The sequence below is a fragment of the Brevundimonas naejangsanensis genome (genome assembly GCF_000635915.2).
Lineage (GTDB): Bacteria > Pseudomonadota > Alphaproteobacteria > Caulobacterales > Caulobacteraceae > Brevundimonas > Brevundimonas sanguinis.
In genome coordinates, this window is record NZ_CP015614.1 from 1,373,978 (window position 1) to 1,397,447 (window position 23,470).

The 23,470-nt window shown below is 67.5% G+C and carries 21 protein-coding genes; 6 read left to right on the forward strand and 15 right to left on the reverse strand.

Annotated elements, in window-relative coordinates:
- Positions 1 to 125: 125 nt before the first annotated feature.
- From parC to DA69_RS06490, 3 genes are all read right to left on the reverse strand, one after another.
- Positions 126 to 2,339 carry a DNA topoisomerase IV subunit A gene (parC, locus tag DA69_RS06480; RefSeq protein ID WP_025976767.1) on the reverse strand — a complete coding sequence of 738 codons (2,214 nt, stop codon included), beginning with the start codon at positions 2,337 to 2,339 and terminating at the stop codon, positions 126 to 128.
- Positions 2,340 to 2,455: 116 nt separating this feature from the next.
- Positions 2,456 to 3,187 (reverse strand): DNA repair protein RecO, encoded by a 732-nt coding sequence (gene recO / locus DA69_RS06485; RefSeq protein ID WP_025976766.1) that lies wholly within the window; start codon positions 3,185 to 3,187, stop codon positions 2,456 to 2,458.
- A complete protein-coding gene (locus DA69_RS06490) occupies positions 3,187 to 3,642 on the reverse strand; it encodes a nuclear transport factor 2 family protein (protein WP_025976765.1) in 456 nt (151 codons plus the stop codon). Before DA69_RS06490 ends, recO begins: the two co-directional genes overlap by 1 nt.
- Positions 3,643 to 3,836: 194 nt before the next feature.
- On the opposite strand from DA69_RS06490, the gene DA69_RS06495 reads away from it, so the two are divergent.
- Positions 3,837 to 5,345, forward strand: a complete 1,509-nt coding sequence (locus tag DA69_RS06495; protein WP_025976764.1) for an acetyl-CoA hydrolase/transferase family protein — start codon at positions 3,837 to 3,839, stop codon at positions 5,343 to 5,345.
- A gap of 144 nt (positions 5,346 to 5,489) precedes the next feature.
- Here the strand turns inward: DA69_RS06495 and DA69_RS06500 are convergent, their stop codons facing one another.
- The 11 genes from DA69_RS06500 to folK form a co-directional block, all read right to left on the reverse strand.
- Complete coding sequence (locus DA69_RS06500) at positions 5,490 to 6,728, reverse strand: serine hydrolase domain-containing protein (protein WP_025976763.1); 1,239 nt, start codon at positions 6,726 to 6,728, stop codon at positions 5,490 to 5,492.
- Positions 6,729 to 6,732: 4 nt separating this feature from the next.
- Positions 6,733 to 7,698: a GTPase Era gene (gene era / locus DA69_RS06505; RefSeq protein ID WP_025976762.1), complete on the reverse strand. Its 966-nt coding sequence runs from the start codon at positions 7,696 to 7,698 to the stop codon at positions 6,733 to 6,735.
- Positions 7,695 to 8,411 carry a ribonuclease III gene (gene rnc / locus DA69_RS06510; protein ID WP_025976761.1) on the reverse strand — a complete coding sequence of 239 codons (717 nt, stop codon included), beginning with the start codon at positions 8,409 to 8,411 and terminating at the stop codon, positions 7,695 to 7,697. The genes era and rnc overlap by 4 nt, the downstream gene beginning before the upstream one ends.
- Complete coding sequence (gene lepB, locus DA69_RS06515; protein ID WP_025976760.1) at positions 8,411 to 9,337, reverse strand: signal peptidase I; 927 nt, start codon at positions 9,335 to 9,337, stop codon at positions 8,411 to 8,413. Before lepB ends, rnc begins: the two co-directional genes overlap by 1 nt.
- A gap of 112 nt (positions 9,338 to 9,449) precedes the next feature.
- On the reverse strand, positions 9,450 to 9,851 hold the full coding sequence (gene acpS / locus DA69_RS06520) for a holo-ACP synthase (protein WP_025976759.1): 402 nt from the start codon (positions 9,849 to 9,851) through the stop codon (positions 9,450 to 9,452).
- Positions 9,848 to 10,618 (reverse strand): pyridoxine 5'-phosphate synthase, encoded by a 771-nt coding sequence (locus DA69_RS06525; RefSeq protein WP_025976758.1) that lies wholly within the window; start codon positions 10,616 to 10,618, stop codon positions 9,848 to 9,850. The genes acpS and DA69_RS06525 overlap by 4 nt, the downstream gene beginning before the upstream one ends.
- Before the next feature lie 16 nt (positions 10,619 to 10,634).
- Positions 10,635 to 11,219: an orotate phosphoribosyltransferase gene (pyrE, locus tag DA69_RS06530; RefSeq protein WP_025976757.1), complete on the reverse strand. Its 585-nt coding sequence runs from the start codon at positions 11,217 to 11,219 to the stop codon at positions 10,635 to 10,637.
- A gap of 45 nt (positions 11,220 to 11,264) precedes the next feature.
- Complete coding sequence (locus DA69_RS06535; protein ID WP_025976756.1) at positions 11,265 to 12,044, reverse strand: TIGR00730 family Rossman fold protein; 780 nt, start codon at positions 12,042 to 12,044, stop codon at positions 11,265 to 11,267.
- Between the two features lie 36 nt (positions 12,045 to 12,080).
- Entirely contained in the window at positions 12,081 to 14,234 is a 2,154-nt protein-coding gene (locus tag DA69_RS06540; protein WP_167349656.1) for a RelA/SpoT family protein, read from the reverse strand.
- Positions 14,235 to 14,404: 170 nt separating this feature from the next.
- On the reverse strand, positions 14,405 to 14,764 hold the full coding sequence (gene rpoZ, locus DA69_RS06545) for a DNA-directed RNA polymerase subunit omega (RefSeq protein WP_003168108.1): 360 nt from the start codon (positions 14,762 to 14,764) through the stop codon (positions 14,405 to 14,407).
- Between the two features lie 130 nt (positions 14,765 to 14,894).
- A complete protein-coding gene (gene folK, locus DA69_RS06550; RefSeq protein WP_029972400.1) occupies positions 14,895 to 15,449 on the reverse strand; it encodes a 2-amino-4-hydroxy-6-hydroxymethyldihydropteridine diphosphokinase in 555 nt (184 codons plus the stop codon).
- Positions 15,450 to 15,470: 21 nt separating this feature from the next.
- Here folK and DA69_RS06555 point away from each other — a divergent pair, with 21 nt between their 5' ends.
- Both DA69_RS06555 and DA69_RS06560 read left to right on the forward strand, forming a co-directional pair.
- Complete coding sequence (locus tag DA69_RS06555) at positions 15,471 to 16,052, forward strand: NYN domain-containing protein (protein WP_025976753.1); 582 nt, start codon at positions 15,471 to 15,473, stop codon at positions 16,050 to 16,052.
- The gene (locus DA69_RS06560; protein ID WP_025976752.1) at positions 16,049 to 16,693 is read left to right on the forward strand and encodes a uracil-DNA glycosylase; all 645 of its coding nucleotides are present in this window, start codon (positions 16,049 to 16,051) and stop codon (positions 16,691 to 16,693) included. Before DA69_RS06555 ends, DA69_RS06560 begins: the two co-directional genes overlap by 4 nt.
- A 37-nt stretch (positions 16,694 to 16,730) precedes the next feature.
- On the opposite strand, the gene DA69_RS06565 is transcribed toward DA69_RS06560, so the two are convergent.
- Positions 16,731 to 17,939 carry an N-acetylmuramoyl-L-alanine amidase family protein gene (locus tag DA69_RS06565; RefSeq protein WP_025976751.1) on the reverse strand — a complete coding sequence of 403 codons (1,209 nt, stop codon included), beginning with the start codon at positions 17,937 to 17,939 and terminating at the stop codon, positions 16,731 to 16,733.
- 449 nt (positions 17,940 to 18,388) lie between these two features.
- On the opposite strand from DA69_RS06565, the gene DA69_RS06570 reads away from it, so the two are divergent.
- From DA69_RS06570 to DA69_RS06580, 3 genes are read left to right on the forward strand one after another with little or no spacing between them, the layout of a single operon-like run.
- Positions 18,389 to 21,103, forward strand: coding sequence for an Rne/Rng family ribonuclease (locus tag DA69_RS06570; RefSeq protein ID WP_025976750.1), 2,715 nt, complete (start codon positions 18,389 to 18,391; stop codon positions 21,101 to 21,103).
- A 54-nt stretch (positions 21,104 to 21,157) separates the two neighbouring features.
- Complete coding sequence (locus DA69_RS06575) at positions 21,158 to 22,582, forward strand: M48 family metalloprotease (RefSeq protein WP_025976749.1); 1,425 nt, start codon at positions 21,158 to 21,160, stop codon at positions 22,580 to 22,582.
- Between the two features lie 43 nt (positions 22,583 to 22,625).
- Positions 22,626 to 23,423, forward strand: a complete 798-nt coding sequence (locus DA69_RS06580; RefSeq protein ID WP_025976748.1) for a thioredoxin domain-containing protein — start codon at positions 22,626 to 22,628, stop codon at positions 23,421 to 23,423.
- Positions 23,424 to 23,470 lie beyond the last annotated feature (47 nt).

Consider the following 23,470-nt stretch of genomic DNA (forward strand, 5'->3'; position numbering starts at 1 on the left):
GCTGAGCCCGAAAGGGCGAAGCCGGGTGGGGACGGCAAGGCTATTCAAGCGCACCCTGATCACCAAGCCCTCCCCACCCGGTCGCTGCGCGACCACCCTCCCCGGGACGGGGAGGGAGACAGGGATCAGCGGAATTTCCTCAGCCCGCGCGGACCCTGCCGCCCAGCCCCGGCGCGCTTGCCCAGCCAGTCCTTCCAGTCCGGCCAGTTGCGGCGGCGGCCGCCGCCATCGACCCATTCCGGTCCCTGCTCGGCGTTGAACACCGTCACATCGGCCAGGCCGCCCTGCTTGTAGTTCTGCAGCTTCACGCCCTTGCCCCGGCCCATTTCGGGAAGTTCGGCCAGGGTGAAGACCAGCGTCTTGATGTTCTCGCCGATGACGGCGACGTGGTCGGCCTGCGGGTTCGAAGGCACGCGCAGCATGGCCAGCATCTCGCCGTTCAGCACCTGCTTGCCGCCGCGCTTCTGCGCCAGAAGGTCGTTCTCGGGGGCCACGAAGCCGTAGCCGGCCTTTGACGCGATCAACAGCTTGGCGTCCGGCTCGTGCGCCACGACGTTGATGATGTCGGCCTTCTCGTCCAAGTCGATCATCAGGCGCAACGGCTCGCCGTGGCCGCGCCCGGAGGCCAGCTTGTCGGCGCCGATGGTGAAGATGCGCCCGTCCGAGGCCCCGACCAACAGCTTGTCCGTCGTGAAGGCGGGGATCAGGAAGCCCAGCTTGTCGCCTTCCTTGAACTTCAGCTCGGAGGGATCGTCGACCTTGCCCTTGGCGGCGCGGATCCAGCCGCGATCCGACAGGATGACGGTGATGGCTTCGCGCGGGATGAAGGCTTCCGGCGCAACGAAGGCCGAGGCGTCGACCGCCTCTCCGATCACGGTGCGGCGCGGCGAGATCAAGGCCTTGCGCACGGCCTCCAGCTCCTTGCCGATCGCCTTCCACTGTTTCGCCTCGGAGGACGTCAGCGCCTGCAACGCTGCAAGTTCTTCCGACAGCTCCTTGAATTCCTTCTCGATCGTCATCTCTTCGAGACGGGCCAGCTGACGCAGGCGGGTGTCGAGGATGAAGTCGGCCTGAAGCTCGCTCAGCCCGAAGGTCGCGATCAGGGCCGCCTTGGGCTGCTCTTCCTCGCGGACGATGCGGATAACCTCGTCCAGGTTCAGGAAGACGATGCGCAGGCCTTCCAACAGGTGCAGGCGCTTCTCGACGCGGGCGATGCGCCACTGGCTGCGGCGGTTCAACACCACCCGGCGGTGATCCAGGAAGGCCCGCAGGCATTCCTTCAGCCCCATGACGCGCGGCGTGCCGGTGGCGTCCAGCACGTTCATGTTGATGGGGAAGCGCACCTCGAGATCAGACAGCTTGAACAGGCTTTCCATCAGCATTTCAGGCTCGATGGTGCGGTTCTTCGGTTCGAGGATGAGGCGGATGTCTTCGGCCGACTCGTCGCGCACGTCGCCCAGCAAGGGCGCCTTCTTGTTCTCGATCAGATCCGCCAGCGCCTCGATCAGGCGCGACTTCTGCACCTGGTACGGCATCTCGGTGACGACGATCTGATAGGCGCCGCGATCAAGCTTTTCCTCGACCCATTTAGCGCGCAGGCGCACCCCGCCGCGGCCCGTCTCATAGGCGTCCAGAATGGCGGCCTGGCTCTCCACCGAGACGCCGCCGGTGGGAAAGTCCGGTCCCGGCACGATCTGCATCAGGTCGACCGTCGTCGCGTCCGGCCGCTCCAGCAGCAACTGGCAGGCGTCGATCAGTTCGCCGACGTTGTGCGGCGGAATCGAGGTCGCCATGCCCACGGCGATGCCCGACGAGCCGTTGGCCAGCAGGTTGGGGAAGCCCGCCGGCAGAACCACCGGCTCTTCGTCCTGATCATCATAGGTGGGGCGGAAGTCGACGGCGTCCTGATCGATGCCGTCCAGCAGCAGGACGGCGGCGGGCGTCAGCTTGCACTCGGTATAGCGCATGGCCGCCGCGCTATCGCCGTCGATGTTGCCGAAGTTCCCCTGCCCGTCCACCAGCGGATAGCGCTGGGCGAAGTCCTGGGCCAGGCGGACCAGGGCCTCATAGATGGAGGCGTCGCCGTGCGGGTGATAGCCGCCCATGACCTCGCCGACGACCTTGGCGCATTTACGCGCCGCCGCCTGCGGGTTCAGCCGCATCTGGTGCATGGCGTACATGATGCGCCGATGCACCGGCTTGAAGCCGTCGCGCACGTCGGGCAACGCCCGGTTGGTGATGGTCGACAGGGCGTAGGCCAGATAGCGGCGCGACAGCGCCTCGCCCATCGGTTCTTCGACGATGCGGCCGCCGTCGGGCGTCGGGGTGTGGATGGTCATACGACTTCGAATCAATGATCGGACGAGGAAAGTCTAGCGCAGCGGAGGCCTGACGCCGGGATTGTCCGCGCCTAACTGTGCAGAAACGCGCGAAGGGGCTTTGAGGCGGGCAGGCGCTACAGCCGCCCCGCCTCGCCCAGCTTGTCGATCATCCAGACCCGCGCGGGCGGCAGCGGGCGGTTCAGGGCGTGGAAGACGAACTGCTCGAGGAAATGCCCGGTCAGCTCCAGCCCCGCCTTCACGTCGCCCGCGCCCAGCCCAGCCTGCGCGCCCAGCATGAAGGGCGGCAGGGCCAGCAGCTTGTCGGCATAGGGCGCGCCCGCCTCGCGGCTGACGGCGCGGCCGGTGCGGGGGCTGACCCAGACCAGATCGTCCATCGACCCCGTGGAGGCGCACCGCGACAGATCGAGACCAAAGCCCAAATCCTCCAGCAATCCGGCCTCGAACCGCACGAAAATGGCGGGCCAGACCTCGGGCATGGCGAAGGCCGTCATCAGCGCCTCGAAAGCATAGAAGGCGCCGGGATGCGGCTCTCGTTCCGGCAGGGCGCCCTGAGCCACCGCAGCGGCGGCGCTGAGCCCGGTCAGGGCCAGCGGATCGTCGAACAGGGCGGCCGGCCCCTCCCCCACGGGCTCCAACCGCGCCGAACCCAGTTGATCCGAGGTTCGCGACCTCAGGTCCGCCACGACCCGCGCGCCGGGCTGAAGGAAGGGCCGCATCTTGCGCGAGGCCCCGCCTGCGACATAGGCGGCGCGGCGGCCATGCCGCTCGGTCAGCAGATCGACCACGGCCCCCGTGTCGCCATGCGCCCGCGCCGACAGCACGAAGGCGTCGTCCTGAACCTCCATCAGTCGGCCTTGATGGCGTCGACGACGGCGCGCGCCCGGTCGTTCGGCACGGCGAAGCTGAGGACGTACTGCTCGATCTTCCAGCCGTCGTCGGTCAGACGCAGCACGCCCGAGCCGCGCGTGGTTCCATAAGCGTCGTTGTCCAGCACCTCGTCGAACCAGGCGACGCAGCGGCAATCGATCGGAGCGATGGTCACGGTTCGCGCGGTTGGGCGATAGGTCCAGCCACGCCCTTGCGAGAAGTAGGGCATGGCGTAGGCGCGGAACTCCGACAAGCTCCAGCGCTCAGCCGCATCCGTGCCGATGAAGCGCGCGTCCGGCGTGAAGGTCGCGAAGTAGGCCTCGCCGTCCGCGACGGAGGCGGCGGCGTGCATAGCGTCCAGCGTCCGCTCGATCGGCGCGGTCTCGGCAGGCGCGGCGGACAGTTGAAGCATCATCAGGGCGGCGGTGATCATGGCTTTGTTCTAGTCCTGTTCCGCCTGCGGGGGAAGCGCGGCCCGCCTCGTCGCATTCCTGATCCATCCCCGCCTGCTGACGCCTTTGTGATCACAGACTGTTACGACCAAAGCCGTATTGGAATCAGGGTGATGCGGCGCCTATGTCCGCTTCGTTTTCCGAGCCCTTCCCGGCTCCAGTCGTCAGGTTTGCGATGTCCCGCGTCCGTAACGCCGCCCTCAAGTCGAAGATCATGTCCGCGCAGGACGCCGCCGCCCTGATCCCGGCGAACTCGACCGTGGGCATGAGCGGCTTTACCGGCTCGGGCTATCCCAAGGTCGTGCCGATGGCGCTGGCCGAGCGGATCGAGGCCGAGCACGCGACCGGCAATCCGTTCCGCCTCAAGGTCTGGACCGGCGCCTCGACCGGGCCTGAGCTGGACGGCGCCCTGGCCAAGGCGGACGGCATCGAGTTCCGCCTGCCCTACAACTCAGACCCCATCGCCCGCGAGAAGATCAACAAGGGCGAGATGGAATACCTCGACATGCACCTGTCGCAGGTGGCGCCTGTGGCCTGGCAGGGCTTCCTCGGGCCGCTGGAGACGGCGGTGGTCGAGGTGTCGGGCATCCGTGAAGATGGCGCCCTGATCCCCTCCTCCTCCATCGGCAACAACAAGACCTGGCTGGACCGCGCCGACCGCATCATCCTTGAGGTCAACAGCTGGCAGAATGCGGCGCTGGAAGGGATGCACGACATCTACTACGGCACCGCCCTGCCGCCGAACCGGGTGCCGATCCCTCTGACCAAGCCGACCGACCTGATCGGCGAGACCGTCTTCCGCGTCGATCCGTCCAAGATCGCCGCCATCGTCGAGACCGACAGCCCCGACCGCAACCTGCCCTTCGCCGCGCCGGACGCCAGCGCCACAGCCATCGCCGGCCACCTGATCGAGTTCCTGCAGCATGAGGTGAAGCTGGGCCGCCTGCCCGCCCATCTGCTGCCGCTGCAATCGGGCGTCGGCAATGTCGCCAACGCCGTGCTGGCCGGCCTTCAGGACAGCCCCTTCGAGAACCTGACCGCCTATACCGAGGTGCTGCAGGACGGGATGCTGGACCTGCTGGACTCGGGCAAGCTGACCGTAGCCTCGGCCACCGCCTTCTCGCTCAGCCCCGAGGCCGCCGCCGATCTGAACAGCCGCATGGAGCAGTTCCGCGGCAAGATCATCCTGCGACCGCAGGAAATCTCGAACCACCCGGAGATCATCCGCCGCCTGGGCTGCATCGCCATGAACGGCCTGATCGAGGCCGACATCTACGGCAACGTCAACTCGACCCACGTCATGGGCTCGCGCATCCAGAACGGCATCGGCGGCTCGGGGGACTTTGCGCGCAACGCCTACATCTCCTGCTTCGTCACGCCGTCGACGGCCAAGGGCGGCAAGATTTCCGCTATCGTCCCCATGGCCAGCCACGTCGACCACATCACCCAGGACGTGCAGGTCATCGTCACCGAACAGGGACTGGCCGACCTGCGCGGCCTGTCGCCCAAGCAGCGCGCGAAGGTCATCATCGCCAACTGCGCCCACCCCGACTATCGCGACGCGCTGGCCGACTACTACGCCCGCGCGATGAAGGGGTCGTACGGCCTGCAGTCGCCGCACCTGCTGACCGAGGCCTTGTCGTGGCACCAGCGCTATATCGAAACGGGGTCGATGAAGCCGTGACCGCCTCTCCTCCCCACTTCGTGGGGAGGGGGACCGCGTAGCGGTGGAGGGGCTTAATCACGGCGCAACCATGCGGCCCCTCCGTCTCGGCGGCTATCGCCGCCGATCCACCTCCCCATGAAATGGGGAGGAGAAACCCGCGCCTCAGCGGCTCAGCGCGGCCGGGACCGGACGACCGAGGGCCTCGGCCATCGCCTGCTGATTGATCAGCAGCACCAGATCGCGCAGGTGGTAGTTGTTGGACAGCACCACCACCGTCACCTGCTCATCCGGCTGATAGGACACCAGGTTGCGGAAACCCGCCCAGCTGCCGGTGTGATAGATCTGGCGATCGCTGAACGGCGCCGAGGTCCGTTCGCCCAGGGCGCTGACATAGAGGCCATAGCCATAGGCCCGGTGCGGTCCGCGCCGCTCAGGCATGTCGTCGGGCGCGTGGTCCGCGATCAGGTCGGCATAGGCCTTACGGCTCAGCACATGGCCCTGATGCAGGCCGCGGTTCCAGGCCAGCATATCGTCCAGCGTCGAATACAGCGCCCCTGCCCCCGCCACGATGCTGACGTTGGCGATCGGCTGCGGCGTCAGCCCGGCCGGGAACAGGCCGTAGCCCATGGCCAGGCCCTGAGCATCGTCGTGCACGTCAGAGCCGGTGTCCTTCATGCCCAGAGGCCGGAGGATGGACTGCTCCAGATAGTCTTCGAACGTCTGGCCGCTGGCCTTGGCCACGATTACGGCGGCCAGATTGAAGGCGGCGTTGTTGTAGCGGACCTTGGTCCCCGGCTCGAACTGCAGGCCATAGCGGGCCGACGCCTCGGTCAGCTCCTGCGGCGTGCGATGGGTGACGCGAATGCGCCCCCATTCGGCCTGAGCCATCAGGTCCGGAATGCCCGAGGTGTGCGACAGCAGGTGGTGAATGCGCAGCGGCGCCCATGCGGCGGGGCACGGCTCAATCCATTTGCAGACGGGATCGTCAACCGACAGCTTGCCCTCGTCCTGAAGCTTCAGGACAGCGACGGCGGTGAACTGCTTGGACACCGAGGCCAAACGGAAACGGGTGTCCAGGCCGAATGGCGTGTCCTGCTCATAGTTCGCCTTGCCGTAGACCTGGCGGAACAGCACCTGATCGCCCTTGGACACCAGCACGGCGCCGGTGAACTGCTTGGCCGCGGCCAGGCGATCCAGTCGTTCCTTCAACTGCGGCAGGGCCTCGACCACCTCGACCGGCGGGCGCTTCGGCGCAGCCGGTTGGTTGACGACCGCCGCCTGGGTCTCAGGCGCGACGGCGTTGAGGAACCACGCGCCCGCCCCGGCCGATATCAGGCCGGCCGCGACGAGCGAACCGAGAAACCAGGGCCTGCCGCCCGCAGTCTTGGGAACGATGAACACGAGACTAGACGTCAAACTCCAGGCCGAACTGGGCGTACAATGCCTTTGAGTCTTGCCATTTGGGATCGACTTTGACGGTCAAAAACAGGTGAACGGGCCGATCCAGGATCTCGATCAGCTCCTCGCGCGCCTTCTGACCGATCCATTTCAGAGTCTGGCCGCCCTTGCCCAGGACGATCGGGCGCTGGCTTTCCCGTTCGACATAAATGGTCTGTTCGATGCGGGCCGAACCGTCGGCGCGGTCCTCGAAGCTGGTCGTCTCGACCGCCGCCGAATAGGGCAGCTCCTCGTGGACGCGCAGATAGACCTTCTCGCGCGTGATCTCGGCGGCCAGCACGCGCAGGGGCACGTCCGCCGACTGGTCTTCGGGATAGAGCCACGGCCCCTCGGGCATGGCCATCGCCAGCCGCGTCATCAGATCGTCGACGCCGTCGCCGCTAAGGGCCGAGATCATGAAGACCTCGGAATAGACGCCCGTCTCGAACAGGCGCTGCGACAGGGCCAGCAGCGTATCGCGGCGCATCCCGTCAATCTTGTTCAGCGCCAGGATGACCTTGGTGTCCGTCGCCTGCAGGTTGGCGATGATAGTCTCGGTGTCCTCGGCCGAGCGACGGTCAGCAGGTGTGCCTTCACGTCCTTCCGCGTCGATATGCGACTGGGCGTCGATCAGGTGCACGACCACATCGGCGTCCTGCGCTCCGCCCCAGGCCGAGGCGACCATGGCGCGATCCAGACGGCGGCGCGGCGTGAAGATGCCGGGCGTGTCCACCAGAACGATCTGGGCGTCGCCCTTGATGGCGATGCCGCGCACAGGAAAGCGCGTGGTTTGCACCTTCTGGGTGACGATCGAGACCTTGGAGCCCGTCAACCGGTTCACCAGCGTCGATTTGCCCGCATTGGGCGCGCCGATGATGGCGGCGAAGCCCGCGCGCTGGTTGCTGATCTCGGTGGTTTCGGGGGTCTCGGTCAAATCACGCCTTCACGTTTCAAAAGAGCGACGGCGGCGGCCTTTTCCGCCTCCTGTCGCGAACGCCCTTGAGCTCGGGCGGGTTCATATCCTGTCACCGTCGCCTCGACCGTAAAGGTCGGCGCGTGGTCCGAACCGGTGCGCTGGACCACCGCATAGGTCGGCAGCGGACGGCCCTGGCCTTGCGCCCATTCCTGCAGGGCGGACTTGGGATTGGTGATGGCCGGCGCCGGGGGCGCAGCCAGTTCCTCGGCCCAGGCGCGCTCGAACACGGCCTGCGCCGCGATCAGGCCGCCGTCGCGATAGACGGCCGCCAAGATCGCTTCAACAGCATCGGCGATGACTCCGGCCTTTCTGCGGCCGCCGGTCTTGGTCTCGCCGGGCGACAGGCGCAGGGCGTCGCCGACGCCCAGTCGCTCGCCTACGCGGGCGCAGGCGGTCTTATCCACCAGAGCGTGCAGACGGGCGGACAACTGCCCCTCGTCCGCCGCCGGAAACTCGTGCACCAGCCGGTCCGCGACCAGCAGGCCCAGCACCCGGTCGCCCAGGAATTCCAGACGCTCATTGTCGGCCGGAACCTGCGGCCCCGCGCCCTCGCCCACGCTGGAGTGGGTCAGGGCGCGTTCCAGAAGCTCAGGCTCGGCGAAAGCATGGCCAAGCCGACGACGCAGAGCCGCCACGGCCTCGGCGCGCACATTCGTGCGTCCGCCCGCCATCAGTCGAGGATCTTGAAGAACCGGCTGAAGCGCACGTTGGCGAACCAGCTGACCGGGTTGAACAACGAGGCTCCCGGCGTCCACGAGAACATGATGATCTCGGCCTTGCCGACCAGGTTCTCGGCCGGAACCATGCCCACGCCCGACGACATCTCGACGCGGCTGTCGATCGAGTTGTCGCGGTTGTCGCCCATCATGAAGTAGTGGCCGGCCGGGACCTCATACAGCGGCGTGTCGTCCAGTTCGTTGCCGGGGCCGAAGTCCTGGGTCATGAAGCTCTTGCCGCCGGGCAGGGTCTCGCGGACCTGGGTCACGGCGCGCGGGCCGAACATGTCCGCCATCTCGGCGCGGGTGACCACCACGTCCTGCACCGGCGCGCCGTTGATGTAGAGCTTGTTGGCGATCATCTGCACCTTGTCGCCCGGCAGGCCGATCACGCGCTTGATGTAGTCGGTCTTGTTGTCGCGCGGCAGCTTGAACACGGCGATGTCGCCGCGCGCGGGCTCGCGCCCCAGGATGCGGCCGTTGAACACCGGCGGGCTGAACGGGATCGAGTGCTTGGAATAGCCGTACGACCACTTCGACACGACGATGTAGTCGCCTTCGTACAGGTTCGGCTCCATCGAGGCCGACGGGATGGTGAAGGGCTGGAACAGCAGCACCCGCAGCACCAGCGCGATCAGCAGGGCGAAAACGACGGTCTTGATGATCTCGACCGTTTCGTTGCTCGCGGACTTTTCTTTCTTCACTCGCTTGGCCTTCCTGGAGCGCCGAGGCGCATAGATCGGGGTCTCGCTATCGAGAGCCTCGGGGTCGTCCCCGATGTCGAATGGCGCGTCGCCGTCATCGCTCCAGATCGGCCGTTGTTCAGCCGGATGAAGAGCTGGGTTGGCCGCTCCGCCGTTCGCCTTGGGGTCGTCGCTCATCGTCTGCTCGAATCCCCCGCCGAACGCGGGGTTTGAAGGTCGAGGCGTAGTCTCTGAAACGGCCGCGAGCAAGACTTTGGATGATGAAGGAACCGCAACCTTCGCGGCGGCGTCAGCCCTTGGGCAGGGCCTCGATCACCACGAAGGCGAGCGCATAGGGATGCTCGTCGCTGAGCGTCAGATGGATGCGCGCCTCATGACCTGGCGGCGTCAGACGGGCCAGGTGCTCGGCCGCGTGGCCGGTCAGGGCCAAGGTCGGCTGGCCGGACGGCAGATTCACCACCCCCATGTCGCGCCAGTAGACGTCAGAGCGCATCCCCGTGCCCAGCGCCTTGGCGCAGGCTTCCTTGGCGGCGAACCGCTTGGCGTAGCTCCACGCCGGGTCGGCCTTGCGGTCCGAGCGGGTGCGCTCCAGCTCGGTGAAGACCCGCTGTTTGAAACGGTCGCCGAACCGGTCCAGCGAGGCCTGAATGCGCCGAATGTCCGACAGATCGGCGCCGACGCCGATAATCACGACCCGGCTCCGGAAGTCGCCCCGAACGAGGCCTCGTCCATCGCCGCCCGCATCCGGCGGATGGCGGCGTCCAGCCCGACGAAGACCGCCTCGCCGATCAGGAAGTGGCCGATGTTCAGCTCGACGATCTCGGGAATGGCCAGGATCGACCCCGCCGTGGCGTAGTTCAGACCGTGGCCCGCATGGACCTCCAGCCCCAGAATATCCGCCTGAGCGGCGGCGGCGGCCAGGCGCTCGAACTCGGCTTCACGCTCGGCCGGATCGCCCAGCAGGCAATAGCGGCCGGTGTGGAACTCGACCACCTGGGCGCCGACGGCGGCGGCGGCCTCGACCTGGTCCTCGGACGGTTCGATGAACAGGCTGACGCGGATGCCGGCGTCCGACAGGGCCTTCACCACCGGGGCGATGCGGGCCTCATGACCGGCGACGGCCAGGCCGCCCTCGGTCGTCACTTCCTCGCGGCGTTCAGGCACCAGACAGGCGGCGTGCGGCGTGTGGCGCAGGGCGATGGCCAGCATCTCCTCGGTCACAGCCATCTCGAAGTTGAGCGGCTTGTCCGCGCGGCGGCACAGGGCCGTCAGCACGTCGATGTCGGCGTCGGTGATGTGGCGGCGATCCTCGCGCAGATGGGCGGTGATGCCGTCGGCTCCGGCCGCCAGCGCGGCATCGGCCGCGCGGGCCGGATCGGGATGAGCGCCGCCGCGCGCGTTACGAACCGTGGCGACGTGGTCGATATTGACGCCCAGACGAACCCGCTGACGCTTCATCCCGTTCTCTCTCTTGCTACTTGGACAGGCGGCGGCTGCCCGGATCCTCGACCGGCAGGGCGGCCAGTTCCGGCGGCAGGGCGTCGGCCGGATAGGCCGGCACCTCCATCGAGGCCAGCGCGATCAGGGGCACGCCCACATCGACCTTGCCGCCCGAACGGTCGACGATGCAGGCGGCTGCGACGACTTCGCCGCCCGCCTTCTGGATCGCGGCGATGCATTCACGCGACGACAGCCCCGTGGTGACGATGTCCTCGACCATGACGACCTTCTCGCCCGGCTCGACCGAGAAGCCGCGACGCAGTTTGAACTCGCCGCCCTCGCGCTCGACGTACATCGAGCGGACCTTCAGGTGCTTGGCGGTCTCATAGCCGGGAATGATGCCGCCCACTGCGGGCGAGATCGCCGCGTCGACCGGGCCGACCGTGGCGACGATCTTTTCCGCCAGCGCCTTGCACAGGCGCTCGCAGCGAGCCCCGTCCATGAAGACCAGGTTCTTCTGCAGGAAGACCGGGCTGTGCAGGCCGGACGAGAGGACGAAATGGCCTTCGCGCAGGGCGCCGGCGTCGCGGAATTCGTTGAGGACGTCTTCAGTGTTCATGAACGCCGTCCTTAGACCCTGTGACGACCGCCCTCAACCCGCGCCCTATTTGATCTCGGCGTTGGGCTTCAGCCCGCCTTCCAGCAGCTTGGCCCAAACCGTCTCGGCGTCGTCGGCGAAGGCGAACAGGTCCATGTCTGAGGCCTTGACCATGCCGTGCTCGATCAGGGTGTCGAAGTTGACGACCGAGCGCCAGTAAGCCTCGTCGAATAGGACGATGGGGATCGGCGGCGCCTTGCCGGTCTGGCGCAGAGTCAGGATCTCGAACAACTCGTCCAGAGTGCCGAAGCCGCCGGGGAAGACCACCAGCGCATTGGCCCGCATGGCCAGGTGCATCTTGCGCATGGCGAAGTAGTGGAATTGGAACGTCAGTTCGGGCGTCGACCACGGGTTCGGGAACTGCTCGTGCGGCAGGGTGACGTTGAAGCCGATGGACGGCGCCCCGGCCTCGTGCGCGCCCTGGTTGGCGGCCTGCATGATGCCCGGTCCGCCGCCCGTGGCGATGACGTTGTCGCGCACCTCGCCCGGTTCGCCCCGGAAGGCGCCGCCGCGTTCGGAGGCGATGCGGCCGAACTCGCGCGCCTGCTCGTACCAATAGGCGTGGCGGCCGTCGCCGTTCACGCCGACACGGGCGCTGCCGAAGACCACGATGGTCGAACGCACGCCCCAGGCCTTCAGCGCCTGCTCGGCCTTCTCATACTCCATCAGGAAGCGCACGCCGCGCATGGATTCGCCCAGCAGGAAGTCCTGATCCAGGGCGGCCAGACGATAGGAGGGCGAGGCCACCTGGGCCTCGTTGGCGAGTCTTTGTTGTTCGGGAGACATTTCGACCTTTGAGAAAATGGATGGCGTCGGCGCGGCTCAGCCGCGCGCGCGATCGACCGTATCGACGTAAGGATTGGCCCTCAGCGCCGCAATGATCATGGTGGCGTGGCGGGCGTCCTCGACCTCCACGTCGATGTCGACGTCGTAGAAGTCGTGCTGACGATGGGCCATCGACAGGTTCAGGATGTTGCCGCCCGCCTCGCCGATGATGGAGGCCACCTGTCCCAGCACGCCGCGCGTATTGGTCAGGGTGGCGTGCAGCTTGACCGATCCGACGGCGCTGCGCTCGGCCTGCGGCGTCCATTGCAGGTCCTGCCAGACCGAGTCGTCATCGGCGAAATCGGCCAGGGTCTGGCAGTCGATGGTGTGGACCGTCAGCCCCTTGTCCGGCTCAAGGATGCCGACGATGCGGTCGCCCGGCACCGGCGAGCAACACTGGCCGAAATGGATGCTGACGCCGGGCGTCAGCCCGCCGCCGCGCACGAACAGACGCGGCGATTCCTCGCCGATGCGCTTGCGCTCCGGCCCCGCCTTCAGCTGACCCTTCAGCGCCGGGAACAGGGTCTCGGCCACGCGCGTCGCGGCCAGTCGGCCGCGACCGATGGCGTCGAACATGTCCTCTTCGGACGGCATGGCGAAGGTCTTCAGCACCTCCGTCAGCTTGACCTCGGCCAGCGACTTGCCCGCCCGCTCCAGCGTCTGCTCCAGCGTCGTCTTGCCCAGACGCACGAACTCTTCACGCTCGGAAGTGCGGATGTGGCGGCGAATGGCCGAGCGGGCCCGGCCCGTGACCGTCAGACTGCGCCAGTCGGTGGGGACTTCCCGCTTGGTCCCGCGAATGATCTCGACCACGTCGCCGTTCTGAAGCGCGGTGCGCATAGGCTTCAACTCGCCGTTGATCTTCACACCGACGGCGGTGTCGCCGACTTCGGTGTGGACAGCATAGGCGAAGTCCAGCGGCATCCCGCCGCGCGGCAGAGTGATCAGCGTGCCCTTGGGCGTAAAGACGAAGACCTGATCCAGGTACATTTCGAGCTTGGCGTGCTCGACCCAGTCTTCGCCCCCCTCTCCGTGTTCGATGACCTGAACAAGATGGCGCAGGTTCAGCAGGGGGTCGCGGCCGCCGTCAGCCTCCATCGCCTCGCGGTCGAAGCCATAGGACGAGTTCTTGTAGCGCCAGTGCGCCGCCACCCCGTCCTCGGCCACCCGGTCCATCGCCTCGGTGCGGATCTGCATCTCGATGCGCAGGCCGCCGGGCCCGACCACCGTGGTGTGCAGCGAGCGGTAGTTGTTCGACTTGGGCGTCGAGATGAAGTCCTTGAACCGCTCCGGCACCATCGGCCAGGCGCGGTGGATGACGCCCAGGGCGCGGTAACAGTCGTCCTCGCTCTCCACGATGACGCGGAAGCCGTAGATGTCCGACAGGGACGAAAAGCCGACCGTCTTGCGCTGCAGCTTGCGCCAGATGGAATAGGGCGTCTTTTCCCGTCCCTTGACCCGCGCCTGCACGCCAGCTTCGGCCAGAACGCGCTCGATCTCGGGCGAGACGGCCTCGATGGCGCTGCCGTTCTCAAGCTTCAGGGCCTCCAGACGACGCTGGATGGCGACGCGGGCCGTGGCGTTCAGATGCTCGAACGCCAGTTCCTCCAGCTCGGCGGCGATGGAGTGGATGCCGATAGAACGGCCCAAAGGCGCATAGACTTCCAGCGTTTCGCGGCTGATGCGCTCGCGCTTCTCCGGCTTCACGAAGTGAAGGGTGCGCATGTTGTGCAGACGGTCGGCCAACTTGACCAGCAGCACCCGCACGTCCTTGGAGATGGCCAGGATGAATTTGCGCAGGTTCTCGGCCTGGCGCGTGTGTTCGGCCTGAAGCTCCAGCCGCGACAGCTTGGTCACGCCCTCGACCAGGACGGCGATCTCCTCGCCGAACATGGCGGCGATGTCGTCGCGGGTGGCGGAAGTGTCCTCGACCACGTCATGCAGCAGGGCGGTGACGATGGTCGCCGTGTCCAGCCGATAGTCGGTCAGGATGCCCGCGACCTGGATCGGATGGGCGAAATAGGGATCGCCCGAGGCCCGCAGCTGCGAGCCGTGCATCTTCATCGCATAGACATAGGCGCGGTTCAGCAGCGCCTCGTCGGCGGTCGGGTCATAGGCCTTGACCGCCTCGATCAGTTCGAACTGGCGCATGATCGGTGCGCGCTTGGTATCAGACAATGCAGGGCCTTCAGACGACTTCGGCGCCGCCTCGGGAAGAGACGACGCCGATGTGTTGTCTTGCAGATTCGCGGCGGGGTCCATCGGCGTGTCCATCTGAGGCCGCGCCGTGCGCCTGGCTACCTTGGTGACCGGGTCGGTCGTCAGTAGCGCTCCTCCTGGCCCCCGTCGCGGTCGCTTTGCAGCGCACGGATCAGTTCGGCTTCGGCCATGTTCATGTGCTGCGGCTCGGCCAGCAGGGCCACGACTTCGGCTTCGTCCTCAGCCTCGGTGCGCTCATCGACGCGTTGCAGGGTGGTGATGATGTTCTCGCGCAGTTCTTCCGGCACGACGGTTTCGTCGGCCAGTTCGCGCAGGGCCACGACCGGGTTCTTGTCGTTGTCGCGGTCCAGCGTCAGCGCGGCGCCGTTGGCGATGTTGCGGGCGCGGTGGCCGGCCAGCAGAACCAGACCAAAGCGGTTCGGCACCTTTTCGATGCAGTCTTCGACAGTGACGCGGGCCATGAAAATCCTCTGGCGGCAGGGAGAACCGCACAAAATATAGGTTGAAAGCCGATTGTGCAACGCCGCGAAGGCGTCATTGAGGCGGATCGGCGTCCGTCATCTCTCCCCTCGCCCGACAGCCCGCCCCGCGTCAAGCCCTGTGCAGAGGGAAGGCGTCGCGCCCGACCGGCGCCGCCGCCGCCAGATCGCGCGCCATGCGGCCGCACACGGGGTGCCTCCACTCGGGCGCCAGCTCGGCCAGCGGTCCCATGACGAACAGCCGTTCGGCCGCGCGCGGGTGCGGCAGGATCAGCCCATCCAGGTCGCCGCTCAGCCGTCCATAGGCGATCAGATCCAGATCCAGGGTGCGCGGCGCGTTGCGCGTCGTGCGCACCCGCCCGCAGACATCCTCGATCCGCGCCAGGGTCCACATCAGGGTCCGGGCGTCCTGGGCGGTGCTGACGATCGCCACGCCGTTCAGGAACGGCGGATCGGTCGGATCGGGCCAGGCCTGCGACGACCACCAGGAGGACCGCGCCAGCACGTCGATCCCCTCGGCGCGAAATCGGGCCAGGCCCGCCTCCAGCGCCTCGACGCAGGACGACCATGCGCCCTTGTCATTGCAGCCCAGGGCGACGATGACTGCGTCATCCAGACCAGACGCCGTTTCGGCCGCGTCGTTCCGGGCGTTCATTTTCTCGATCATTCCGACGGACTCATTTTCTTCATGACCGACCATCCCGACGACCGCATCGCCCTGTTCATCGACGGCGCCAACCTCTATTCGGCGGCTCGCGCCCTGAACTGCGATCTGGACTTCAAGAAACTGTCTCAGCGCTTCACCGGCGAGGGCCGGCTGATCCGCGCATATTATTACACAGCGGTGATCGAGGGCGAGGAATTCTCGCCGATCCGCCCCCTGGTCGACTGGCTCGACTACAACGGCTTCACCGTCGTGACCAAGCCGGTCAAACGCTATGTCGATGCCCAAGGCCACAGCCGCACCAAGGGCAATATGGACATAGAGATCGCGGTCGACATGCTGGAACTGGCGCCGCGCCTCGACCACGCCGTGCTGTTCTCCGGCGACGGCGACTTCCGCCGTCTGGTGCAGGCCATGCAGGCCAAGGGCGTGCGCGTCACCGTCGTCTCGACGGTCAAGAGCCAGCCGCCCCAGATTTCGGACGACCTGCGCCGTCAGGCGGACGCCTTCATCGACCTGGCCGACATCGTCAATGAGGTGGGCAAGCCCAAGGCTCCGATGAATCAGGGCGTGACCCGCACCCTGGATCGGAACGACCGCGCGTGAGCGTTCCTCTGACCCCGGAGCCGTCCCGCGACTGCCCCCTGTGCCCGCGGCTGGTCGCCTATCGGGCCGAGAACGCGCGCCAGAACCCGGACTGGTGGAACGGCCCCGCGCCCTCGTTCGGCGACCCGAACGCGCGCCTGCTGATCGCAGGTCTGGCGCCCGGCCGCACCGGCGCCAACCGCACCGGCCGCCCCTTCACCGGGGACCACGCAGGCTGGCTGCTGTACGACACGCTGAAGAAGACCGGCTTCGCTGAAGGCCGATATGATCCGAACGGCGACGACGACCTGCGGCTGATCGACTGCATGATCACCAACGCCGTGCGCTGCGCCCCGCCGCAGAACAAGCCGACGGCGACGGAGGAGAACACCTGCCGGCCCTTCCTGGTGGACCGGCTGGCCGCCCTGCCCCGCCTGAAGGTGATCGTCACGCTGGGCGACGTGTCCCGGCGCAGCATCCTGCGGACGCTGGGCTATCCCGGCTCGGCCATTCCGGCCGGACATGGGGTCGAGGGCAAGGTCGGCGACTATACGCTGATCAACAGTTATCATTGCTCGCGGCTGAACACGAACACCGGCCGACTGACCGCCGAGATGTTCGAGGACATCTTCCGGCGCGCGAAAGCGGCGCTGGAGGAATAACGCAAAGCCTTCCCCTCCCCATTGCATGGGGAGGACATCAGCCCCCGGCGATCTCGCCTGCGACCATCACCGGGGCGGCGGGTTCGCGGAAATAGCGGTCGATGCCCTCGGCGACCGAGCGCATCAGGCGGCGGCGGGCGCGTTCGTCGGTCAGGACGCGCTCGTCTTCCGGATTGGTGATGAAGCCCATCTCCAGCAGCACGGCGGGCACGTCGGGCGCCAGCAGCACCGCCAGACCCGCGTCGCGGTGGCTGCGGCGCAGCAGGGGATGGTTGTCGCCCTCGATATGGGTCAGCAGCACCCGCGCGAACTGGGCCGAGCGGTTCTGGGTGGCGCGCTGGGTCATGTCCAGCAGGATGCGGTCGACCGAGGGATCGCGCCCCGGCAGGCGCAGGTCGCGCTGCCAGTCTTCGCCCTTGGTGAACTCGCGCACGGCCCGTCCGGCGCCCTGTTCGGACAGGGTGTAGACGCTGGCGCCGCGCAGGGCCGGATCAGAACCGGCGTCGGCGTGCAGCGAGATGAACAGGTCCGCGCCCGCATCGCGCGCCACCTGAACCCGGCGGCCGTGAGCGACATAGACGTCGCCGTCTCGCGTCAGCCGCACGCGATAACGGCCGGTGCGCTCCAGCGCGGCCTTCAACTCCTGAGCGGCGGCCAGGGTGACGGCCTTTTCCTGAACATGCTGGCCTTGCGCGCCCGGATCGCGGCCGCCGTGGCCTGCGTCGATGACGATGAGGGGCTTTTCAGCCCGAACCTGTTCGCGCCGCGGGGCGACGGCGGGCGCAGCGGCCGCGCCGGTCGCCTTCAGGTCGATGACATAGCGATAGTGAGCCACCCCATCGCCGGGCGGCAGCAGGAAACGGCGCTCGATCTCCGCGCCGCGCGCCAGGTCCAACCGCACGCGCGACGAAGAGCCCGAAGCCGACACCTCATAGCCGCGCACCAGCCCAGAGCCTGAACCGTCCAGCCCACGCCCCGGCTGAACGCCCGACAGCGCCAGGATCACCCGCCCCGACGACCCGTCCTCAATCACCTGACCGCGCGTGCTGCGGCCCAGATCGACGACGATGCGGGTGCGCTGGGCGTCGCCGCCGAAGCGCAGGCGCATGACCTCTCCGTCCGGCCCGAAAGCCAGCCCGCGTCCCGCCGCCAGCACGACGACGCACACGACGACAACGGCCACGGCCGTCATCGCCCATTCGCGGACGCCCCAAAGGGCGAGATTGTCACGCCACCGACCGGCCATGAACCGAAGTTACCCTGTAGTTTGTCCTTGCAGGATGCCGCCGCAGTTTAAGGATTTCGTTAAGACCTCTTATCGTCGCGGTTCTTTTATTTTCCGCCGCATGTGCCTATTATGAGTTCCGCATGCGACTGATCGCGCCGCCCGCAGTTCTGCGGGACCGGCCGCGCCCTCCTCGCGGCGTTGACTTTCACCTATTCCGAGGATCGCCCGGCCTGGCCGACGATCCGGAGAACGGGTTCAGGACGCAGCCTTGATCGGCGCGTTCGGGCCCAGGACCGACAACCTTATGGGCCACTACGCCTGCGATCCTCTTCGGCAAGACCTTGCCGCACTCGCTTTCTGCGAGGGGATGACGCGCGCCCCGGCCCCCATTTCCATTCGGCGAGCCGCCCCCATTCCCGCGATTGAACTCGCGGCGCACGGCCTGGCGCGCCTGAGAGAGACCCTTCATGTCAAAAACCATGTTGATCGACGCGGCGCACGCGGAAGAAACGCGCGTCGCGATCGTAGACGGCCGCCAGGTTGAGGAATTCGATTTCGAATCCCGCGCGCGTCGCCAGCTTCGCGGGAACATCTATCTCGCCAAGGTCACACGCGTAGAGCCAAGCCTGCAGGCCGCCTTCGTCGAGTACGGCGGCAACCGCCACGGCTTCCTCGCCTTCAACGAAATTCACCCCGACTACTATCAGATCCCGGTCGCCGACCGCGAAGCCATCATGGCCGAAGCGCAGTCGGACGACGACGACGATCACGATGATCTGGGCCGCGAGAGCGACGACGGCGAATCGGAAGGCGGCCTGGCCGACGAGGAGCGCCTGAAGCGTCGCCTGATGCGCCGCTACAAGATCCAGGACGTCATCAAGCGCCGTCAGATCCTGCTGGTGCAGGTCGTCAAGGACGAGCGCGGCGCCAAGGGCGCGGCGCTGACCACCTGGCTGTCGCTGGCCGGCCGCTACTGCGTGCTGATGCCCAACACCGGCAAGGGCGGCGGCATCTCGCGCAAGATCACCAACACCTCGGACCGTCGCCGCCTGAAGGCCGCCGCCGCCGCGCTGAAGGTGCCGCAGGGCATGGGCCTGATCATCCGCACGGCGGGCGCCAAGCGCACCCGCGCCGAGATCAAGCGCGACTATGAATATCTGCTGCGCCTTTGGTCGACGATCCGCGAGACGACGCTGAGCTCCAACGCGCCGGCGATGATCTACGAGGAAGAAAACCTGGTCCGTCGCGCCGTGCGCGACATGTACGACAAGGACTTCGACGGCATTCAGGTCGAGGGCGTCGAGGGCTTCAAACAGGCGCGCGATTTCATGCGCGTGCTGATGCCCTCCCAGGCCAAGAAAATTCATCTCTATCAAGGCTCGCGCCCGCTGTTCGCCGCGAACGGCATCGAAGAGGTGCTGGCCCAGATTCACCAGCCGGTCGTGCCGCTGAAGTCGGGCGGCTATCTGGTCATCAACCAGACCGAGGCCCTGGTGGCCATCGACGTGAACTCGGGCCGCTCCACCAAGGAGCGCAACGTCGAGGCCACGGCCACCAAGACCAACATGGAAGCCGCCGTCGAGGCCGCCCGCCAGCTGCGCCTGCGCGACCTGGCCGGTCTGATCGTCATCGACTTCATCGACATGGACGAGGGCAAGAACAACCGCGCGGTTGAGAAGGCCGTCAAGGACGCCCTGGCCAAGGACCGCGCCCGCATCCAGATGGGCCGCATCTCGGGCTTCGGCCTGATGGAGATCAGCCGTCAGCGCCGCCGTCTGGGCGTGATCGAAGGCGCCACCGAGGTCTGCGAATGCTGCCAGGGCGCCGGACGCGTCCGCTCGGCCGAATCGGCGGCCCTGACCACCCTGCGCGCCGTCGACATCGAGGCCGGCAAGAACGGCGCGGGTTCGGTGAACCTGCGCGTCTCGACCGCCGTGGCGCTGTACATCCTGAACCACAAGCGCGCCTATCTGCAGTCCCTGCTGGAACAGCGCGGGTTGAACGTCGTCATCCAGATCGACGACAGCCTGGCTCAGGGCGAGCACTCGATCGAGCGCACCGAAACCAACGAGGACTTCGTCACGCCGGAAAGCCACATCGACCTGGCCGACCTGGACGACGGCTTCGACGACAGCGCCTTCGACGATGAAGACGAGGATCACGACGAGGACGAGGACTTCGGCGACGATCAGAACGAGGCCGAACTGGAGTCTGAAGACGAGGACGACGACGAAAGCCGCGCTCGTCAGGAACAGGACGATGACGGCCGTGGCGGCCGTCGCCGCCGTCGCCGTCGCGGCGGAGGTCGGGAGGATGAAGCCGAAGCCGTCGTCGCAGAAGACGATGACGACGGGCGCGGCGGTCGCCGTCGCCGGGGCCGCCGCGGCGGTCGCCGGGTTCGCGAGGAAGGCGAACGCGACGTCTTCACCTGGGTGCGCGGCCGTACGCCGTCGCTGCAGGATCCCTATGTCTGGTTCGACCCGATCAACCCGGCGCCGGTGCGCGCCGAACGCGTCGCCGAGGATGACGCCGAGCGCAGCCACGAGCCGCGCGATGTTCACGCCGAACAGGCGACCGAGGGCGAAGGCCGCAACGGCCGCTCGCGCCGTCGTCGCGGTCGTGGTCGCGGCCGGGGCGAGGTGACGCATGAGGCCAAGGTCGAGGATCGCGCCGTCAACGAAGGCCTGCCGCCTGTCGGCTCGCCCGACACGCCCATCGCCGTGGTGATCGACGACGAAACGTCGAACGCTTCGCCCGAAACGGCGACCGAGGCCGCCCCGGTGCTGGAGCCGGTCGAGGCGCCCAAGCGTCGCCGCGTGCGCCGCAAGGTCACCTCGGCCATCGCCGAGGAGCTGAACGAGGTCGCCGCCGAGGAGCTGAACGAGGTCGCCGCCGAGCAACAGGCCGAAGCCGCCGCCCCCGAGGCGATCGCTGCCGAGGCTGAGGCTGCCGCAGAGGCCGAGCAATCGACCCCGGTCCCGGCCGAGCTGGACGTCACGCCCGCCGTGGCCGCCCGCATCGAGCAGGCGATCGAAGAGGTTCTGGCCGAGGAAGCCGTCGTCCTGGCCGAACCGGTCACGGCGCCGACGCCCGAAGTCGATATCGCCGCCATCATCGCCGAGGATCCGAACCAGATCGTCGCCCCGCCGACCAAGCCGAAACGCGGCTGGTGGCGCCGTTGATCGGACACGATTAGGCTGGAAGCTGCGGGGGAGACGATCGCTCTGGAGTTCTTCATGACCAGGACGCCCCCCGCCGCACCCCGCTTCCGGCGCTATTTGGCCGCCGGGGTCGGCGCCCTTGCGGTGCTGGCCTCGGCCGCTGCGGCCCAGGCCCAGAGCCTGATCCGCGACACCGAGATCGAAGGGATCATCCACGACTGGTCCGAGCCTGTGCTGGACGCGATGGGCCTTGACCCGAACGAGGTCGAGATCCTGCTGGTCAACGACAACGACCTGAACGCCTTCGCCACGCGCGGGCGGATCATGGGGTTGAACACCGGCCTGATCCTGCGGACCAAGAGCCCCAATCAGCTTCTGGGCGTGATCGCTCACGAAGCCGGCCACATCAAGAACCGCCACACCCTGCGCGACGGCGCCCAGAACGCCGGCATGCAGCCGATGATCATGACCATGGCCCTGGGCGCCCTGGCCGCGATCGCGGGCGCGCCGGACGCGGGCGCAGCGCTTTTGGCCTCAAGCCAGTATTTCGGCACGCTGGGCGCCCTGCGCTACATGCAGAGCCAGGAGGGCGAAGCCGACATCACCGGGGCCCGCGCTCTGGAACGCGCCGGGGAATCCGGGCGCGGCATGGTCGAGTTCTTCGAGAACTTCCGCTCGCAGGAAATCTTCTCGGATCAGCGCCGCTATCCCTATTTCCGCAGCCACCCCCTGTCGTCACAGCGGATCGAGGCCCTGCGCCCCGCCGTCGAGGCCGCCTCCCACTACGACAAGCGCGACAGCACGCAGCGCATGGCTGAGCACGCCTTGGTCGTGGCCAAAATCCGCGCCTTCATGGACGCGCCCAACGCCACCTTGCGCGACTATCCGTCCAGCGACGCCTCCCTGCCCGCCCGCTACGCCCGCGCCATCGCCTGGTACCGGGATGGCCAGACGCAGAAGGCGCTGGACGCGGTCGATGTCCTGCTGACCGAACAGCCCGAAAACCCCTACTTCTGGGAGCTCAAGGGCCAGATCCTGTTCGAGGAAGGCCGACCAGCCGAGGCCATCGGCGCCCATGAACGCTCCGTCGAGCTGAAGCCGGACGCGCCGCTGCTGCGCATCAACCTGGCCCACGCCCTGATCGAAACCAACGACACGGCCCGGCTGACCGAGGCGGAAGACCAGTTGAAGCGCGCCCTGGCGCTGGAAGCCGACAACAACCTGGCCTGGCGCCTGCTGTCTCAGGCCTATTCCAGCCAGGGCAAGGAGGGCGAGGCGCGCCTGGCTTCGGCCGAATACTGGTTCGCCCTGCGTCGCCCGGATCAGGCGGCCCAGTTCGCCATGCGCGCGCGCGACATGCTGGACCGCAACTCCATCGAATGGCGCCGCGCCACCGACATCGTCCTGGCCTCGGGCGCGACCGAGAAGGACATCACCGACGCCGAGCGCCGCAACGAACAGCGCAGCCGCTCGGGCGTCATCCCGCCCGGCGGGGAATGATCCCGGCCCGCCCTACCGCCCTGACACCTGAGACGAGATGCTGATGACCGACGACGCGCGCCCCGAACCGACTCCGACCGCCACGCCGAAGAAGGCGCGGCTGGGCCTGTCGGGCACGACGTTGGGCTGGGCCGCCGCAGGCATGTCGGCTGTCGCCCTGGCCCTGTCGGCTGCGCCCTATCTGACCGGCGGTTTCGGCGAGCGGGTGCGGGCCTATCTGATCCAGAACCCGCAGGTGCTGGACGAAGTGCTGGCTGCGCGTGAGGCGGCCGAATCCCAGTCGCGCGTGCAGAGCATCAACGCCGCCGCCGCCGCCAATCCGACCCTGCTGGCCGCCGATCCGCGCGACCCGGCGTTCGGCCCTGAGAACGCCAAGGTGACGGTGATCGAGTTCTTCGACTTCCGCTGCCCCGGCTGCAAGGCGGTTGCCCCCGAATACCGCGCCCTGATGGCCGCCCACCCCGAGGTGCGCTTCGTCTTTAAGGATTGGCCGATCCTGGACCGGGGCGAGGATGTGACGTCCCAATACGCCGCGCGCGCCGCCCTGGCCGCGCATCAACAGGGCAAGTATCTGGCCGTCTATGACGCCCTGATGGCCGAGCGCGCGCTGGACCGCGGCGCCATCGACCGCATCCTGACCGACAACGGCGTCGACATGGCCAAGGCGAACGCCGCCATCTCGGCCCCCGAGATGACGCGCCACGTCACCGACATCCACACGGCGGCGGCGGCGCTGGGCCTGCAGGGCACGCCGACCTTCTTCATCAACGGCGTCGCCAGCCCCGGCATCGACCCCCGCGAAGTCGGCGCCCTGATCGAGGCCGCCAAGAAAAAGGGCTGACGCCTTTCCTCGCCATTTCATGGGGAGGAGGACCGCGAAGCGGTGGA